The following is a 15,690-nucleotide window of genomic DNA, read 5'->3' as shown; positions in this document are numbered from 1 at the left end:
TTGTAAGACAACTAAGTGATTGAATAATGAACAAAACAGAATTCTACGCGGATCTGAACCGCGATTTTAAGGCATTGATGGCAGGTGAAACCAGCTTCTTAGCCACTCTGGCAAATACTAGCGCATTGCTGTTCGAACGGCTATCCGATGTGAACTGGGCTGGCTTTTATCTCCTGGAAGGTGAAACGCTGGTGCTGGGTCCGTTTCAGGGCAAACTGGCCTGCGTGCGTATTCCGGTAGGGCGCGGCGTATGCGGTACCGCTGTGTCCGAGAATCAGGTTCAGCGCGTGGAAGATGTTCATGCGTTTGACGGGCATATCGCCTGTGATGCTGCCAGCAATTCAGAGATCGTTCTGCCGCTGGTGGTAAAAAATCAGATTATTGGCGTTCTGGATATCGACAGTACGGTCTTCAGTCGCTTTACAACCGAGGACGAACAGGGGCTGCGCGAGCTGGTGGCGAATCTGGAAAACGTCCTCGCTGCAACCGATTATCAAAAATTCTTTGCGAGCGTCGCAGGATAATCAACGGATAACGTAGCATTTACTGATAGCGTCATTATAATGACGCCTGTTCATGCCTGCGCTTGTTGGCAACGTCCGTTGTAATCAGGAAATTTCATGGAAAATCAACCTAAGTTGAATAGCAGTAAAGAAGTTATCGCATTTCTGGCCGAGCGTTTCCCGCAGTGCTTCAGCGCGGAAGGTGAAGCACGTCCCCTGAAAGTCGGTATTTTTCAGGATCTGGTAGCGCGTGTTGAAGGGGAAATGAACCTCAGCAAAACTCAGCTGCGTTCTGCCTTACGTCTTTATACTTCGAGCTGGCGTTACCTGTACGGTATCAAACCGGGCGCGACCCGCGTGGATCTCGACGGCAACCCTTGTGGCGAGCTGGACGAGCAGCACGTAGAACACGCGCGCAAGCAGCTGGAAGAAGCCAAAGCACGCGTTCAGGCACAACGTGCAGAACAGCAGGCGAAAAAACGCGAAGCCGCAGCGGCAAACGGCCAGGAAGAAGCGCCTCGTCGTGAGCGTAAACCACGTCCTGCGCCGCGTCGTCACGACAATAACGATCGCAAACCGCGTGCAGACAAACCAGCAGCGAAAGCCCCTCGTGCGCCTCGTGAAGAGCAGCGTCATACTCCGGTTTCTGACATTAACGCCCTGAGCGTGGGTCAGGCTCTGAAAGTAAAAGCGGGCAACAACGCAATGGACGCCACCGTACTGGAAATCACCAAAGATGGCGTTCGTGTACAGCTGACTTCTGGTATGTCAATGATTGTACGCGCAGAACACTTGTTGTTCTGAAACGGAGGCCAAGCCTGGCATGAACACTTTTTTTAAGCTCACCGCGCTGGCGGGCCTGTTTGCCATAACAGGTCACGCTTTCGCAGTGGACGATATCACGCGTGTTGATCAAATTCCGGTACTCAAGGAAGAGACGCAGCACGCGACGGTAAGCGAGCGTGTAACCTCTCGCTTTACCCGCTCGCACTATCGTCAGTTCGATCTCGATCAGGCCTTTTCGGCCAAAATCTTTGACCGCTATCTGAACTTGCTGGATTACAGCCATAACGTTTTGCTCGCCAGCGATGTCGAGCAGTTCGCTAAGCGCAAATCCGAGGTGGGTGATGAGCTGCGGTCAGGCAAGCTGGATCTGTTCTACGATCTCTACAACCTGTCGCAGAAGCGCCGCTTTGAACGCTATCAGTACGCGCTGAAAGTGCTGGAACGTCCAATGGACTTCACCGGCAACGATACCTTTAATCTCGATCGCAGCAAAGCGCCCTGGCCGAAAGACGAAGCCGAGCTGAACGCGCTGTGGGATGGAAAGGTCAAATACGACGAGCTGAGCCTCAAGCTGACCGGCAAAGATGAAAAAGAGATCCGCGACACGCTGACGCGTCGTTACAAATTTGCCATTCGCCGTCTGGCGCAGACCAACAGTGAAGATGTTTTCTCACTGGCGATGACCGCCTTTGCGCACGAAATCGATCCGCACACCAACTATCTCTCTCCACGCAATACCGAACAGTTCAATACTGAGATGAGCCTGTCTCTGGAAGGTATTGGCGCGGTACTGCAAATGGATGATGACTACACGGTGATCAACTCCATGGTCGCGGGCGGCCCGGCATCCAAAAGCAAAGCGATAAGCGTAGGCGATCGCATTGTGGGGGTAGGACAAACCGGTCAGAGCATGGTTGATGTCATTGGCTGGCGTCTGGACGATGTGGTTGCGCTGATCAAAGGTCCGAAAGGCAGCAAAGTTCGTCTGGAAATTCTGCCTGCCGGTAAAGGCACCAAAACCCGTATCGTGACCCTGACCCGCGAGCGTATCCGTCTGGAAGACCGCGCGGTGAAAATGTCGGTGAAAACCGTGGGTAAAGAGAAGGTGGGTGTTCTGGATATCCCTGGCTTCTACGTGGGGCTGACCGACGATGTAAAAGTTCAGCTGCAGAAACTTGAGAAGCAGAACGTGAGCAGCGTCATTATCGACCTGCGCACGAACGGTGGCGGTGCGCTGACCGAAGCGGTGTCGCTCTCAGGCCTGTTTATCCCGTCTGGCCCGGTTGTACAGGTGCGAGATAACAACGGTAAAGTTCGTGAAGATGCTGATAACGACGGTGTGGTCTATTACAAAGGCCCGCTGGTGGTCCTGGTTGACCGCTTCAGCGCGTCCGCATCTGAAATCTTTGCCGCTGCAATGCAGGACTATGGCCGCGCGCTAATCGTGGGGGAGCCCACCTTCGGCAAAGGTACTGTTCAGCAGTATCGCTCGCTGAACCGTATTTACGATCAGATGCTGCGTCCGGAATGGCCTGCGCTGGGCTCCGTTCAGTACACCATTCAGAAGTTCTACCGCGTTAACGGCGGCAGTACGCAGCGTAAAGGCGTAACGCCGGATATCATGATGCCGACCGGCACGGAAGAGACCGAAACCGGCGAGAAGTTTGAAGATAACGCGTTGCCGTGGGACAGCATCAATGCTGCGACATTCGTGAAGGCAGGTGATATGACGCAGTTTGGCCCTGAGCTGCTGAAAGCGCATAATGAACGCATCGCGAAAGACCCGGAATTCCAGTACATAATGAAGGACATTGCGCGTTTCAATGCCCTGAAAGATAAGCGGAATATTGTTTCTCTGAACTACGCTCAGCGTGAAAAAGAGAACAACGAGGACGACGCAACGCGTCTGGCGCGTATCAACGATCGCTTCAAGCGAGAAGGTAAGCCTCTGCTCAAGAAACTGGACGATCTGCCAAAAGATTACCAGGAGCCGGATCCGTACCTGGACGAGACGGTGCATATCGCGCTCGACCTGGCGAATCTGGAAAAAGAGAAGCCTGCCGTACAGCCCGCTCCGGCAAAATAATCTCCCAACAGGCACAAGAAATTGTGCCTGTTTCTTTTTGTTCTGCATCCTTCCGTCAGGCTGATTTCCAATTGTGTAAAGTTGTGTCTTTCTGGTGACTTACGCCCACCGGATGCTTGAAAATAGCCGTAATACCCATACGATGTGGGTAATCGCATAGTGCGTTTTGTTAAACTGAGGTTAAAAGAAAATTATGATGCGAATCGCGCTCTTCCTGCTCACCAACCTGGCGGTGATGGTGGTTTTCGGGCTAGTGCTAAGCCTGACGGGAATTCAGTCGAGCAGCGTTCAGGGTCTGTTGATTATGGCGCTGCTGTTTGGTTTTGGTGGCTCTTTCATTTCCCTGCTGATGTCAAAGTGGATGGCGCTGAAATCCGTAGGCGGTGAGGTGATTGAACAGCCGCGTAACGATATGGAACAGTGGCTGATGAATACGGTGGCACAGCAGTCTAAGCAGGCAGGCATTGCGATGCCGCAGGTTGCTATTTACCATGCCCCGGATATTAACGCGTTTGCTACGGGTGCCCGTCGTGATGCGTCGCTGGTTGCCGTGAGCACCGGGTTGTTGCAGAACATGAGCCGTGATGAAGCCGAAGCGGTTATCGCGCACGAAATCAGCCATATCGCCAACGGTGACATGGTGACCATGACCCTGATTCAGGGTGTGGTGAACACCTTCGTTATCTTCATCTCCCGTATCCTGGCGCAGATTGCGGCTGGCTTCATGGGCGGCAACCGTGATGAAGGTGAAGAGAGCAACGGTAATCCGCTGATCTACTTCGCCGTATCGATGGTGCTGGAACTGGTGTTCGGTATTCTGGCCAGCATTATCACCATGTGGTTCTCCCGTCACCGTGAGTTCCATGCGGATGCCGGTTCAGCGAAGCTGGTAGGGCGTGAAAAGATGATTGCCGCCCTGCAGCGTCTGAAAACCAGCTACGAGCCGCAGGAAGCGAACAGCATGATGGCCTTCTGCATCAACGGCAAATCAAAGTCGCTGAGCGAGCTGTTTATGTCTCACCCACCGCTGGATAAACGTATTGAAGCGCTGCGCAGTGGAGAATACCTGAAGTAACGCTAAGCGCTTAAATAAGCCGGGCAGGAGAAGACTCCGCCCGGCTTTTTTTATGCCTGAGCGCCGGGTTGGGTCACGCGCAACCCGCTGACGATGGCTGCAAGGGTGGCAAGCGCACCTGCGATGATAAGCGCAACGTGGTTGCCGTTTTGCCCGGCAAGGTTAAACATCAGGGCAACCAGCGCCGCACCGGTGCTTTGCCCCAGCAGACGCGCGGTCCCCAGCATGCCGCTGGCACCTCCGCTGCGGTGGCGCGGCGCAGAGGTAATAATGGTGTGGTTGTTGGGGGACTGAAACAGGCCAAATCCGGCTCCGCACAGGATCATGCGCCAGATGATGTCCAGATCCCCTGGCGATGATGGCAGCAGCGCCAGCGCGAAGAGACCTGTTGCCATCACGGCTAGCCCCACCGCGCCCAACAAACCGGCATGTACACGTTCTATTAAGTAACCTGCCAGCGGTGCCATCACCATCGTCGCCAGCGGCCAGGGGGTTAACAGCAGCCCGGTCTCCACTTCGGAACGTCCTATCACGCTTTGCAGGAAGAAGGGCAGAGAAACCAGAGCCAGCATCTGGGCGCAGAATGAGCAGACGGAGGTGCAGATGGAAAGCGAAAAGAGGGGAATACGCAGCAGATCGACCGGCAGTAAGGGCACCGGCAGGGCAAGCTGGCGGCGAACAAAGAAGAAGCCCGTCACCAGCAGGGCAACAAGCTCCACGGCGGTTAGCATCAGGGATTGACCCTGCGCAAAACCGCTCAGGGCGGTAATCAGCAGACCAAAGGTGAGCGCATTCATCACCGCGCTTGCTACGTCAAAGCGCGGCATGGTGGTTTTCGGGCCGTTAGCGGGGAGAAATCGCAGGGCAAAGAAGATGGCCACGATACCCAGCGGCACGTTTATGGCGAACAGCCACTGCCACGAGGCGACAGAAAGAATGGCCGCTGCAATCGTTGGCCCGGCGGCAGAAGAGACCGCGACAATAAACGAATTTATCCCCATGCCGCGGCCCAGATGGCGGTGCGGATAGATTAGGCGGATTAGCGCCGTATTGACGCTCATCAGCGCCGCGCCGCCAAAACCTTGCGCGATGCGCGCCAGCGTCAGCGTATGCAGAGAGTCCGAAAGGGCGCACAGCAGTGATGTAAAGGTAAATACCACCAGCCCGCACTGATATATCCGACGGTAGCCGAACATATCGCCCAGAAAAGAAAAGGAGAGCAGGGAAACCACAATCGCAATCTGATAGGCGTTAACAATCCATATCGAACTGGCCGGGGAAGCATGCAGATCGGTGGCAATGGTGGGAAGGGCAACGTTCGCAATCGCGCCGTCAAGAACGGCCATTGAGATACCAATAATAATCGTAGCGATAGCGCCATACCGCTGGGGCAAAGGCAGGCCATCGGAAAGGTTTTTTTCCATCGGGGATAAATAGCTCAGAGTGAAATTATTCTCAGAGTAACTATTTTAGCATCGTTAACACCGTTTTATGTCGCAGATTTGTAACGAAGTAAACGCGGATTGATTGCAGGTAACATGACGGGAATTTATAATAAAAACCGGTTCTGATTTTTATAAAACACTCTCTATGAGGTGGTAAATGGCAATTGCGGATTTGGATAAACAGCCAGATTCAGTTTCTTCCGTGCTGAAGGTGTTTGGCATCTTACAGGCGCTCGGGGAAGAGCGTGAAATTGGTATCACAGAGTTGTCACAGCGCGTGATGATGTCGAAAAGCACCGTTTACCGCTTTTTGCAAACCATGAAATCACTGGGTTACGTTGCACAGGAAGGCGAATCTGAAAAATATTCTCTGACGCTGAAACTGTTTGAACTGGGTGCCCGGGCATTGCAAAATGTGGATCTGATCCGTAGCGCGGATATTCAGATGCGCGAGATCTCCCGCCTGACCAAGGAGACTATCCACCTGGGCGCGCTGGATGAAGACAGTATTGTTTACATCCATAAAATTGACTCCATGTATAACCTGCGTATGTATTCGCGCATTGGTCGTCGCAACCCGCTTTACAGCACGGCAATCGGTAAGGTTCTGCTGGCGTGGCGCGATCGTGAAGAAGTTAAACAGATCCTCGATGGCGTGGAGTACAAACGCAGCACTGAACGCACCATTACTGACACCGATGAGTTATTAACGGTGCTCGACAAGGTGCGTGAGCAAGGGTACGGCGAAGATAACGAAGAGCAGGAAGAAGGGCTGCGCTGTATTGGCGTTCCGGTGTTTGACCGTTTTGGCGTCGTAATCGCAGGGTTGAGCATCTCTTTCCCAACGCTTCGCTTCTCGGAAGAGCGCCTGCACGAGTACGTGGCTATTCTGCATACCGCCGCGCGTAAGATTTCTGAACAGATGGGTTACCACGACTATCCGTTCTAACCCCGGTTAGCATAAAAAAACGCCGCATCTTTGCGGCGTTTTTTATTTGTCGTAAACGCTGTGGCTCAGCCATTATCAATCACGACGGAGGTCTTACGCAGTACCGGGCAGTTGGTTAACCCAATGATCCCGCTATCCGAATGGAGATACTGCGCCGTGCTAACTCCCTGTGCTGTTAAATACTTACATTGAATGCCTAACCCTGCGGCGTTTTCGGTGCTTCCCACCAGCACGCCATAACCCGTTAAAAGAAGGCCAATCCAGAGTATCGCCAGTGCAACAATTGTACGAATAATTAAGCGCATTATTACCTCTTTATCATTGTTATCATGATGCTAGCCTAACCGGTTTACGTAATGAAACAAGTGCAGGATTCTGAAAAGAGCCTGATGGCGCTACAGTTAGTCCTTGTTTAAGATAACCGTGATAACCTGGTCATATCAGGTCTGTAAACGGAGTGTGGAGTGAAAAAAATACGCTGGGTGATTCTGATTATCGTGCTGATAGCGTGCGTGGTGTTGTGGACGCAGACTATCAACGTGATGTGCGATCAGGATGTACAGTTTTTTAGCGGCGTTTGCGCAATCAATAAGTTTATTCCGTGGTAGCACGCATTTTTTCTTCAGGTGATTTCCTTCCTTCGCGCCAGTGGTAAAATAGACGTTTTTATTGAGGTGGTGAAATGGGTGAGTTACTGAATTCAGGGCTGCTAAATATGGCATCCCTGACGATCTCTTTGGTTGTTCTGCTGGTGGGGCTGGTCATTTGGTTTTTCGTAAACCGTGCCAGTTCACGTACCAATGAGCAGATCGAACTGCTGGAAGCGCTGCTTGAGCAGCAAAAACGGCAGAATGCACTGTTGCGTCGTCTGTGCGAGGCTAACGAGCCGGAAGAGAAAGAAGCACAAAAAGAAGCGGTCGCTGACGAGAACAACGATCAAGACGATTTTATCCGCCTGGTGGCTGAGCGTTAATCGTATTATTCCGGGAGGTGGCAGTGGTCTGGAAAAATCCCTGGTATGACCCCTCCCTGAAACATCACACCCCAAACGGTTTTCGTAATACCACTTCTGCAGGACACCAGCCTGGCGACCTTGACCGCTGGCGCAAAGAACGCAAAGCCGCTGGCTTACCGAAGCCGCCCGCGCTCGGCTACGATGACTTTATCCGGCGGTGGTGGCAACCGGCCGATCTTCAGCAGCCGCAGCAGGATGGGGCGTGGTGGCTCGGACATGCGAGCATACTGCTGCAGCTGGACGGCAATTTCCTTCTTACCGATCCCGTTTTTTCAAGGCGCGCTTCTCCACTTCCTTTCTTAGGGCCGCAGCGTAGAACGCCTCCGGCACTCTCTGTCGATCAGCTGCACCAGCTTGACGCGGTCGTTATTTCGCATAACCATTACGATCATCTTGATGAACTCACTGTTCGCCACATTCTCAAACGCTTTCCGGACGTTAGCGTGTTTGTTCCTTTAGGCCTGGGCGGCTGGTTTCGCCGCCGGGGCGCAAAACAGGTGGTTGAGCTCGACTGGTGGCAGAGTTTTACCTGGCAGGGGATAACATTATCCGCCGTACCGGCGCAGCACTGGAGTATGCGCACGCTCTGGAACCGCAATCGCTCATTGTGGTGCGGCTGGGTCTTTGAAGGGCGGCATCACCGGTTCTGGTTTAGTGGTGATACCGGCTATTCGCCTGAGCTGCTGTTGATACCGGAACGTTTGGGGAAAATTGATGCTGCAGCATTGCCCGTTGGCGCCTATGCTCCACGATGGTTTATGGCCGTACACCATATGGATCCCCAGTCTGCCGTTGCGCTGTGGCAACAGTTAGGTTGCCCGCTGGCGTTCCCTGTTCATTGGGGCGTGTTTGAGCTGGCGGATGAAGCGCTGGATGACCCCATTAAAGAATTAACTGATGCGCTGGATAATGTAGCACCAGTTAATAATACTTTCAGGATACTGAAAGTTGGCGAGTATTTACCCTTATAAACGAAGCCATAGATTGTTGCGTATATTGTGTATGTATTCGTCGTCAGGAAAATTTTAATTTTATCGAAACGTTTTGCTTGCCTTTTTTTGATGCAGAGTCATAAAAATTTCATTATTTTGGTGCATAACACTGCTAATTACCTGATGGATTTTAATACAGAAGGGTGCGGATTATTAACATCGTTTTTGGCTGAAACAATACGGCCACGTTACAATGATTTAAGCATAAGTTTTCACAATTTGTTCTAACTCAATCAACGCCAAAGATTTCTTTTCCCGTCTGCTGGACGCATTGTAATGATTGAGCTATGTTAAAAAAGTCTTAGATTACAGCGGTTGTGCAAGCAGCGTTGAGTCTGTGTAAGGGAGTATAGCCGTCTGTTTGAGAAGCGCATAATTGTGCAAATCCTTACAGACAGTGTTCGAATTTGTGCGGCGGATCGAGACATGTTTAAAAATGGCTTGCCATATTAAACATAGTGTGTGATAACACGTTTTGGGTCAAACGAGGTACAGTTCTGTTTATGTGTGGCATTTTCAGTAAAGAAGTCCTGAGTAAACACGTTGTCGTTGAATACCGCTTCTCTGCCGAACCTTATATTAGTGCCTCATGCAGTAATGTCTCAGTTTTATCTCAGTTAATGCCTGCGGGCTAAGAAAACACTCTAAGGAATTTTGCAAAATGGCAAAGATTAAAGGTCAAGTTAAGTGGTTCAACGAGTCTAAAGGTTTTGGTTTCATTACTCCTGCTGATGGCAGCAAAGACGTGTTCGTACACTTCTCTGCAATCCAGGGTAACGGCTTCAAAACTCTGGCCGAAGGCCAGAACGTTGAGTTCGAAATTCAGGACGGCCAGAAAGGCCCAGCTGCAGTTAACGTAACTGCTATCTGATCGAACCGCTGCTGACTGGGGCGCATAGCGCTTCACTCTCAGACATAAAGCCTCGCTTCATGCGGGGCTTTTTTATTCCCTATCTTTCAAAATATTACTATCTACGGTCTTGTTAGCAACTTGTTGCAAAGCTGCGAGGTTAGTATCACAGTTTCGCCTCCCTAAGCGCATCTTTTCTCGTTAAATCAGAGCGTTGTTTAACAGCCCTGGGGTTCAGGTGAAGAAAAAATTGATATTAACCGCTGGCAATTTCACGCCGGCGCGTTTCGCGCTGCTCTGTTTCGCTATTTTCTGCAGTCTGGCCTTTTTACTTGGCCGCGTTGCCTGGCTACAAATCATCAAACCTGACAATCTGGTGAAGCAGGAAGATATGCGATCCCTCCGTCAGCTGGCGATTGATGCGCCGCGTGGGATGATTATGGATCGTGAAGGGCGACCGCTGGCGGTCAGCGTGCCCGTCCGGGCCGTATGGGCCGATCCAAAAACGGTGCTGGCAAAAGGGGGCGTTGGGTTTGATGAACGCTGGCAGGCGCTGGCGAGCGCGCTGCATCTTTCGTTGAGCACCCTTTCATCACGGATTAACGCCAACCCCCAGGGCCGCTTCATCTACCTGGCGCGTCAGGTCGATCCTGCTCAGGCGAAGTGGATTGATAAGCTCAATTTACCCGGCATTAATTTGCGCGATGAATCCCGCCGCTTTTACCCGGCAGGCCACGTGGCGGCGAACCTGATTGGCTTCACCAATATTGACGGGCAGGGCATTGAAGGGGTGGAGAAAAGCTTCAATACTCAGCTGACCGGTAAAGCGGGTGTCCGACAGGTCCGGGAGGATCGCTACGGGCGCGTGGTTGAAAACCTGACGGAAGTGGCGCCCACGCCGGCACATAACATCCAGTTGAGTATTGACGAGCGGCTGCAAACCATTACCGAAGACGCGCTGGACAATGCCGTCGCCTGGAATAAGGCCGAGTCAGGGGCATCGGTGCTCATTAATATCCCCACCGGGGAAATACTCGCCATGGCGAGCTATCCGGATTTCAATCCCAATAACCGGGAAGGCGCGACGATAAACGATTTTCGCAACCGGGCAATCAGCGATACGTTCGAGCCCGGTTCGACCGTTAAGCCGCTGGTGTTGATGACGGCTCTGCAGCAGGGGCTGGTCAAGCCGGATAGCGTCATTGATACCCACCCGTATACCCTTGACGGGCATCGTATCCGCGACGTGGGTTATTATCCTGAGCTGACCATGACCGGGATCCTGCAAAAATCGAGCGACACCGGCGTATCCCGGCTCTCGCTGGCGATGCCTGTCCAGCATCTTATTGATACCTATCGAAACTTTGGATTTGGCACCAACACGGGGCTTGGCTTAACGGGCGAAAGCGCCGGGCTGTTGCCACAGCGTAAATACTGGAGTCAGCTAGACCGTGCGACTTTTGCCTTTGGCTACGGCCTGATGGTCACACCGCTCCAGCTTGCCCACGTCTACGCGACGATTGGCGGCTTCGGGCTTGAGCGTCCACTCTCCATCACCCGCATCGATCCCCCGGTTATCGGCCACCGCGTCATGCCGGAGGAGATCGCGCATGAAGTGGAGCACATGATGGAAAGCGTCGCGCTGCCCGGCGGCGGGGGCGTTAAGGCCGCCGTTCGCGATTATCGCGTGGCGGTAAAGACCGGGACGGCGAAGAAAATTGATGATAGCGGCAAATATGTCGATAAATACGTCGCTTATACCGCAGGCGTTGCGCCTGCCAGCGACCCGCGTTTCGCCCTGGTGGTGGTGATTAACGATCCTCAAAACGGGGCCTACTATGGAGGGGCGGTTTCCGCGCCGGTCTTCAGCGAAATCATGGGCAACGTGCTGCGCCTGGAGAATATCAAACCCGATGGCCTGCCGGCCGGTTCAGACCACCTTATCGTCATGCGGTAATCCAGCCGTTTTATAGCAGGGCGAATAGCGGTACACTTCGCCCTTTGGTTTATCTCCCGGAGTTTCCATGTCCTTCAGCTGTCCCCTTTGCCACGCGTCACTGACGCGCTCAGATAAAAGTTATGCCTGTCCGCAGGGACATCAGTTTGATATGGCGAAAGAAGGATATGTGAATCTTCTTCCGGTGCAGCACAAGCGCTCCCGCGATCCGGGCGATAGCGCAGAGATGATGCAGGCGCGCAGGGCGTTTCTCGATGCCGGGCACTATCTGCCGCTGCGGGAGACGGTGGCGCAGATGCTGGGTGACTTACTGCCTGATTCGGCGTCCGCCATGCTTGATATCGGCTGCGGGGAAGGGTACTACACCGCACGGTTTGCGGATGTGGTGCGGGAGAAGGGGGCCGTGACATTCGGTCTCGACGTGTCGAAAGTGGCGATCCGCGCGGCGGCTAAACGTTACGCTGGCGTGACGTTTTGCGTGGCATCCAGCCACCGGCTGCCGTTTGATAATGCCAGTATGGATGCCGTTATCCGCATCTACGCGCCGTGTAAAGCAGACGAGTTGGCGCGCGTGGTGAAGCCCGGAGGATGGGTGATAACCGTCACGCCGGGCCCGCGTCACCTGATGGAGCTGAAGGGACTCATTTACGACGAGGTGCGTCTGCATGCCCCACACTCTGAACAGCTGACAGGCTTTACGCTGAAGCAGGAGCATTCAGTGGCGTATGAAATGAATTTGAACGGGGAAGAAGCGGTAGCCCTGCTGCAGATGACCCCGTTCGCGTGGCGGGCAAAGCCGGAAGTATGGGATGCGTTAGCGGCTCGGACGACGTTTGTCTGCCAGACGGATTTCAGTATCCACGTCTGGCAGCGCGACGCTTAAGGCGCGAAGTGTGCCCAGAGGATCTGGGCACCAATGCCGATCAGCACGATACCGCCTAAGATCTCGGCGCGTTTACCCAGCAGCGGGCCGATAAACCGCCCGACCATCATGCCCAGCGTGGACATAATCAGCGTTGCACAGCCAATGGCCAGCGCGGTGGCGATAATATTGACCTGCAGGAATGCCAGACCCACCCCGACGGCCATGGCGTCAAGACTGGTTGCGATAGCGGTTGTCACCAGAAGCCAGAAACCGTGGCGGTGCAGCGGTGCTTCATCTTCATCATCATTCCCGCGAAAACCTTCAATCATCATTCGGCCTCCGAGAAACACCAGCAGGACGAACGCAATCCAGTGGTTCCACTCCAGCACGAACTGGCTGGCGAGCATGCCCAAACCCCAGCCGATGAGCGGCGTCAGCGTTTCGATGGCACCAAAGATCAGACCGGTGCGCAGAGCTTCTGTGAATTTAGGTTTGTGAAGCGTGGCGCCTTTGCCGATGGAGGCGGCAAATGCATCCATGGACATGCCAAAAGCGAGAAGGATCGTAGCGGAGATGTTCATAAGAGCGTCCAGACCGGGGATATCCATATGACACATCACTGCCCCCAGTAAACAGCAGTTGATGTATCTATGGTCTCGCCTGATCTCTTTTGCACGGTAAGCGTGCTGAAAGCGATCCGTACGCGCCACGTTTTTCAACGAGTATGTTGACGCGTACATTTCCTGCGTGCAGGAAATCGGCTACTCCCCAACGACGGGCGCAACCTTAACATATTTTGAGAATATAAAACAACAACGAGCAAGGCTTAATTTATCTGCGTCTTTGATAACGATTTTCATTTAGGTTTATGCGTGAAAATATCGTTAATAAATATAAGTCAAAGAGGAGAGAAGATATAGCAACGGCTATATTCTTTGCGAAAGAATATCACAATATATAGCCGAGGTTATAATGTTAACTTATTGAGTTTTAACGAGTAATGTGTAGATTTTCTCAAGGTCATCAATATTTTTGACCCGAATGAGCAGGCGGCGCTGTTCTAATTGCATCACTAACACGCCGTCTTCGGATAAATTCATCTCTTTAATGCGGTTATATTCTATCCATACGTTGGCGAAGAAGAATCCCTGTTTTTTAAAAATGAGTTTTGGCGAGCGGATCCAGAACAGGTAAATCGCCATTAATGCCAGCGCACATAATAACCATGTGGTTAATATTGCACCGTGGCTGGTCACGTTATTGTAAATCAGAATGACCACCAGGCCGGCGAAGATAAATGCATCAATGCGTCCACGGCGTAAAAGGGGAAGGGTCAGCAGCGTCTCGCCGTTACGGCGAGGCATAATGAATTCGTCATAGATCGCGTAAGCCAGAAGGGCAACAATAAACAACACCAGTACGATGTCCGTAACAGTCATTCATCCTCCAGATAAAAAGACCGGGGGCAAGCCCCCGGTCGAAAACGCAATGTTTTACAGGCCCAGCAGGCCGACAGCGTAGCCCGCGATACCGATGACGAAGAAGCCAACGATGATCCACAGCGGGTTCACTTTCTTACGCAGCAGCCACATACAGGCGAAGGTCAACAGCAGCGGCACCAGGCCAGGCATCAGCTGGTCCAGAATCGTCTGCACGGTGGTGACGCGGGTTTGACCATCCTGACCGGTGATGGTCGAAACCACCAGCGGGATGTTCACGTGCGTCCACTTGTTAACCAGCGCCCCCATGACAAACAGGCCGAGAATAGAGGCCCCCTCGGTCAGTTTCTGCAGGAAGCCGCCGCCCATATCCTTAACGATGTCCACGCCCTTACGGTAGCCGTAGGCCACGCCGTAGTAACGGGTCAGCAGACGTACCGCGTTGAACAGGATAAAGAACAGCAGAGGACCGAGCAGGCTGCCGCTCATCGCGATCCCGGCACCCAGCGCCGCGAAGACCGGACGAACAGTACCCCAGAAGATAGGGTCGCCCACGCCGGCCAGTGGACCCATCAGACCGACTTTGATACCGTTGATGGCACCATCGTCAATCTCCGCGCCGTTCGCACGCTGCTCTTCCATCGCCAGCGTCACGCCCAGAACCGGAGCCGCGACGTAAGGATGGGTGTTGAAGAATTCCAGGTGACGCTTAATCGCCTGACGGCGTGCTTCGTTGTTCTCAGGGTAGAGGCGTTTTATCGCCGGCACCATAGAGAAGCAGAAGCCCAGCGCCTGCATACGTTCGAAGTTCCATGAACCCTGAAACAGGTTAGAACGGATGAACACGCCACGAATATCACCCGGAGTGAGTTTTTTCTCGGTGGTAGTTTTTGTCATATCAACCATTTCGCTCACCTGTTAGTCCAGTTCGTTATCGAGATCGTTGTTACCAGCAGCCTGCGCTGGGGCACCCGCAACACGGTTGTATTTCGGGCTGAGCTGGATGTAGAGAATCGCCATCACGGCACCAATCACGCCCAGCGCAACCAGGTTGAAGTTGGTGAATGCTGCGGTGACGAAGCCGAGGTAGAAGAACGGCATCAGGTAGCCCGCGCGCATCATGTTGATGACCATCGCGTAACCTACCACGACGATCATACCGCCCGCGATGTTCAGACCGCTGGTGACCACTTCAGGAATAGCGTTCAGCATGCCCTGAACTTCACTGGTGCCGACAGAGATCGCAACGATAACCGCCGGGATTGCGATACGCATCGCCTGCAGGAACAGGGACGACACGTGGATCCAGGAGAGTGCCGTGAGGTTGCCGTTCTCGGCCGCCTTATCCGCCGCGTGTTGAAAGGCCACGGTGATGGTACGAACGATGATAGTCAGCACCTGGCCTGCTGCGGCCAGAGGAATGGCAAGGGCAATACCTGCGCCAATACTCTGATGACCGGCAATAACCAGAACGGTTGAGATGATTGAGGCCAGTGCGGCATCAGGCGCAACGGCGGCACCGATGTTCATCCAGCCCAGGGCGATCATTTCCAGCGTACCACCGATGATGATACCGGTTTTCATATCACCCAGAACGGCACCGATCAACGTACAGGCCACCAGAGGGCGGTGGAACTGAAATTCATCAAGTACGGATTCCATACCCGCAATACACGCGACGATGAACACCAGCACAATCTGAAGAGTGGTAATCTCCATTGTACTTCT

The 15,690-nt window shown here is 53.1% G+C and carries 17 protein-coding genes, 1 pseudogene and 1 riboswitch; of the genes and pseudogenes, 12 read left to right on the top strand and 6 right to left on the bottom strand.

Going from position 1 to position 15,690, the window contains the following annotated elements:
- Positions 1 to 26: 26 nt before the first annotated feature.
- From IM291_RS15815 to htpX, 4 genes are all read left to right on the top strand, one after another.
- The gene (locus IM291_RS15815) at positions 27 to 524 is read left to right on the top strand and encodes a GAF domain-containing protein (protein ID WP_192987277.1); all 498 of its coding nucleotides are present in this window, start codon (positions 27 to 29) and stop codon (positions 522 to 524) included.
- Positions 525 to 620: 96 nt separating this feature from the next.
- On the top strand, positions 621 to 1,307 hold the full coding sequence (proQ, locus tag IM291_RS15810; protein WP_028013543.1) for an RNA chaperone ProQ: 687 nt from the start codon (positions 621 to 623) through the stop codon (positions 1,305 to 1,307).
- A 19-nt stretch (positions 1,308 to 1,326) separates the two neighbouring features.
- On the top strand, positions 1,327 to 3,375 hold the full coding sequence (gene prc, locus IM291_RS15805; RefSeq protein WP_028013542.1) for a carboxy terminal-processing peptidase: 2,049 nt from the start codon (positions 1,327 to 1,329) through the stop codon (positions 3,373 to 3,375).
- A 193-nt stretch (positions 3,376 to 3,568) separates the two neighbouring features.
- The gene (gene htpX / locus IM291_RS15800) at positions 3,569 to 4,450 is read left to right on the top strand and encodes a protease HtpX (protein ID WP_010432647.1); all 882 of its coding nucleotides are present in this window, start codon (positions 3,569 to 3,571) and stop codon (positions 4,448 to 4,450) included.
- Positions 4,451 to 4,500: 50 nt separating this feature from the next.
- On the opposite strand, the gene IM291_RS15795 is transcribed toward htpX, so the two are convergent.
- Positions 4,501 to 5,874 (bottom strand): MFS transporter, encoded by a 1,374-nt coding sequence (locus tag IM291_RS15795; protein WP_192987275.1) that lies wholly within the window; start codon positions 5,872 to 5,874, stop codon positions 4,501 to 4,503.
- A gap of 178 nt (positions 5,875 to 6,052) precedes the next feature.
- Between IM291_RS15795 and kdgR the strand changes: the two genes are divergently transcribed.
- Complete coding sequence (gene kdgR / locus IM291_RS15790) at positions 6,053 to 6,844, top strand: DNA-binding transcriptional regulator KdgR (protein WP_047367805.1); 792 nt, start codon at positions 6,053 to 6,055, stop codon at positions 6,842 to 6,844.
- A 65-nt stretch (positions 6,845 to 6,909) separates the two neighbouring features.
- Here kdgR and IM291_RS15785 read toward each other — a convergent pair whose 3' ends face one another.
- The gene (locus tag IM291_RS15785) at positions 6,910 to 7,149 is read right to left on the bottom strand and encodes a YobH family protein (RefSeq protein WP_041909477.1); all 240 of its coding nucleotides are present in this window, start codon (positions 7,147 to 7,149) and stop codon (positions 6,910 to 6,912) included.
- A 159-nt stretch (positions 7,150 to 7,308) separates the two neighbouring features.
- On the opposite strand from IM291_RS15785, the gene mgrB reads away from it, so the two are divergent.
- From mgrB to rlmA, 7 genes and pseudogenes are all read left to right on the top strand, one after another.
- Positions 7,309 to 7,452, top strand: coding sequence for a PhoP/PhoQ regulator MgrB (gene mgrB, locus IM291_RS15780; RefSeq protein ID WP_006175995.1), 144 nt, complete (start codon positions 7,309 to 7,311; stop codon positions 7,450 to 7,452).
- A 74-nt stretch (positions 7,453 to 7,526) separates the two neighbouring features.
- Entirely contained in the window at positions 7,527 to 7,817 is a 291-nt protein-coding gene (locus IM291_RS15775; RefSeq protein WP_047364849.1) for a YebO family protein, read from the top strand.
- 23 nt (positions 7,818 to 7,840) lie between these two features.
- Positions 7,841 to 8,830, top strand: coding sequence for an MBL fold metallo-hydrolase (locus IM291_RS15770; protein WP_192987273.1), 990 nt, complete (start codon positions 7,841 to 7,843; stop codon positions 8,828 to 8,830).
- A gap of 524 nt (positions 8,831 to 9,354) precedes the next feature.
- Positions 9,355 to 9,499 (top strand): annotated as a pseudogene (locus IM291_RS15765) (DUF2627 domain-containing protein).
- Positions 9,500 to 9,512: 13 nt separating this feature from the next.
- Complete coding sequence (cspE, locus tag IM291_RS15760) at positions 9,513 to 9,722, top strand: transcription antiterminator/RNA stability regulator CspE (RefSeq protein ID WP_001062678.1); 210 nt, start codon at positions 9,513 to 9,515, stop codon at positions 9,720 to 9,722.
- Between the two features lie 217 nt (positions 9,723 to 9,939).
- A complete protein-coding gene (ftsI, locus tag IM291_RS15755) occupies positions 9,940 to 11,658 on the top strand; it encodes a peptidoglycan glycosyltransferase FtsI (RefSeq protein ID WP_192987271.1) in 1,719 nt (572 codons plus the stop codon).
- A gap of 67 nt (positions 11,659 to 11,725) precedes the next feature.
- Entirely contained in the window at positions 11,726 to 12,541 is an 816-nt protein-coding gene (rlmA, locus tag IM291_RS15750; RefSeq protein WP_136485518.1) for a 23S rRNA (guanine(745)-N(1))-methyltransferase, read from the top strand.
- On the opposite strand, the gene mntP is transcribed toward rlmA, so the two are convergent.
- The 4 genes from mntP to manY form a co-directional block, all read right to left on the bottom strand.
- A complete protein-coding gene (mntP, locus tag IM291_RS15745; RefSeq protein WP_041911997.1) occupies positions 12,538 to 13,104 on the bottom strand; it encodes a manganese efflux pump MntP in 567 nt (188 codons plus the stop codon). The genes rlmA and mntP overlap by 4 nt on opposite strands.
- Before the next feature lie 10 nt (positions 13,105 to 13,114).
- Positions 13,115 to 13,305, bottom strand: a riboswitch (yybP-ykoY riboswitch).
- Positions 13,306 to 13,503: 198 nt separating this feature from the next.
- Positions 13,504 to 13,962 carry a DUF986 family protein gene (locus tag IM291_RS15740; RefSeq protein ID WP_047367801.1) on the bottom strand — a complete coding sequence of 153 codons (459 nt, stop codon included), beginning with the start codon at positions 13,960 to 13,962 and terminating at the stop codon, positions 13,504 to 13,506.
- Between the two features lie 54 nt (positions 13,963 to 14,016).
- Positions 14,017 to 14,868 (bottom strand): PTS mannose transporter subunit IID, encoded by an 852-nt coding sequence (locus tag IM291_RS15735; RefSeq protein WP_006810994.1) that lies wholly within the window; start codon positions 14,866 to 14,868, stop codon positions 14,017 to 14,019.
- 12 nt (positions 14,869 to 14,880) lie between these two features.
- Positions 14,881 to 15,681 (bottom strand): PTS mannose transporter subunit IIC, encoded by an 801-nt coding sequence (manY, locus tag IM291_RS15730; RefSeq protein WP_003859914.1) that lies wholly within the window; start codon positions 15,679 to 15,681, stop codon positions 14,881 to 14,883.
- Between the last annotated feature and the right edge of the window lie 9 nt (positions 15,682 to 15,690).

Origin of the sequence: Enterobacter cloacae complex sp. P27C (assembly GCF_014895705.1) — a bacterium.
In the GTDB taxonomy this organism is placed as follows: domain Bacteria; phylum Pseudomonadota; class Gammaproteobacteria; order Enterobacterales; family Enterobacteriaceae; genus Enterobacter; species Enterobacter bugandensis.
The sequence above is the reverse complement of the archived record's forward strand: the minus strand, read 5'-3'. Positions and strand labels throughout refer to the sequence as shown.

Excerpts from the sequence above, each read along its gene's own strand:
- IM291_RS15815 (WP_192987277.1), top strand. The coding sequence starts at position 27 with ATGAACAAAACAGAATTCTACGCGGATCTGAACCGCGATTTTAAGGCA.
- proQ (WP_028013543.1), top strand. The coding sequence starts at position 621 with ATGGAAAATCAACCTAAGTTGAATAGCAGTAAAGAAGTTATCGCATTT.
- prc (WP_028013542.1), top strand. The coding sequence starts at position 1,327 with ATGAACACTTTTTTTAAGCTCACCGCGCTGGCGGGCCTGTTTGCCATA.
- htpX (WP_010432647.1), top strand. The coding sequence starts at position 3,569 with ATGATGCGAATCGCGCTCTTCCTGCTCACCAACCTGGCGGTGATGGTG.
- IM291_RS15795 (WP_192987275.1), bottom strand. The coding sequence starts at position 5,874 with ATGGAAAAAAACCTTTCCGATGGCCTGCCTTTGCCCCAGCGGTATGGC.
- kdgR (WP_047367805.1), top strand. The coding sequence starts at position 6,053 with ATGGCAATTGCGGATTTGGATAAACAGCCAGATTCAGTTTCTTCCGTG.
- IM291_RS15785 (WP_041909477.1), bottom strand. The coding sequence starts at position 7,149 with ATGCGCTTAATTATTCGTACAATTGTTGCACTGGCGATACTCTGGATT.
- IM291_RS15775 (WP_047364849.1), top strand. The coding sequence starts at position 7,527 with ATGGGTGAGTTACTGAATTCAGGGCTGCTAAATATGGCATCCCTGACG.
- cspE (WP_001062678.1), top strand. The coding sequence starts at position 9,513 with ATGGCAAAGATTAAAGGTCAAGTTAAGTGGTTCAACGAGTCTAAAGGT.
- rlmA (WP_136485518.1), top strand. The coding sequence starts at position 11,726 with ATGTCCTTCAGCTGTCCCCTTTGCCACGCGTCACTGACGCGCTCAGAT.
- mntP (WP_041911997.1), bottom strand. The coding sequence starts at position 13,104 with ATGAACATCTCCGCTACGATCCTTCTCGCTTTTGGCATGTCCATGGAT.
- IM291_RS15740 (WP_047367801.1), bottom strand. The coding sequence starts at position 13,962 with ATGACTGTTACGGACATCGTACTGGTGTTGTTTATTGTTGCCCTTCTG.
- IM291_RS15735 (WP_006810994.1), bottom strand. The coding sequence starts at position 14,868 with ATGGTTGATATGACAAAAACTACCACCGAGAAAAAACTCACTCCGGGT.
- manY (WP_003859914.1), bottom strand. The coding sequence starts at position 15,681 with ATGGAGATTACCACTCTTCAGATTGTGCTGGTGTTCATCGTCGCGTGT.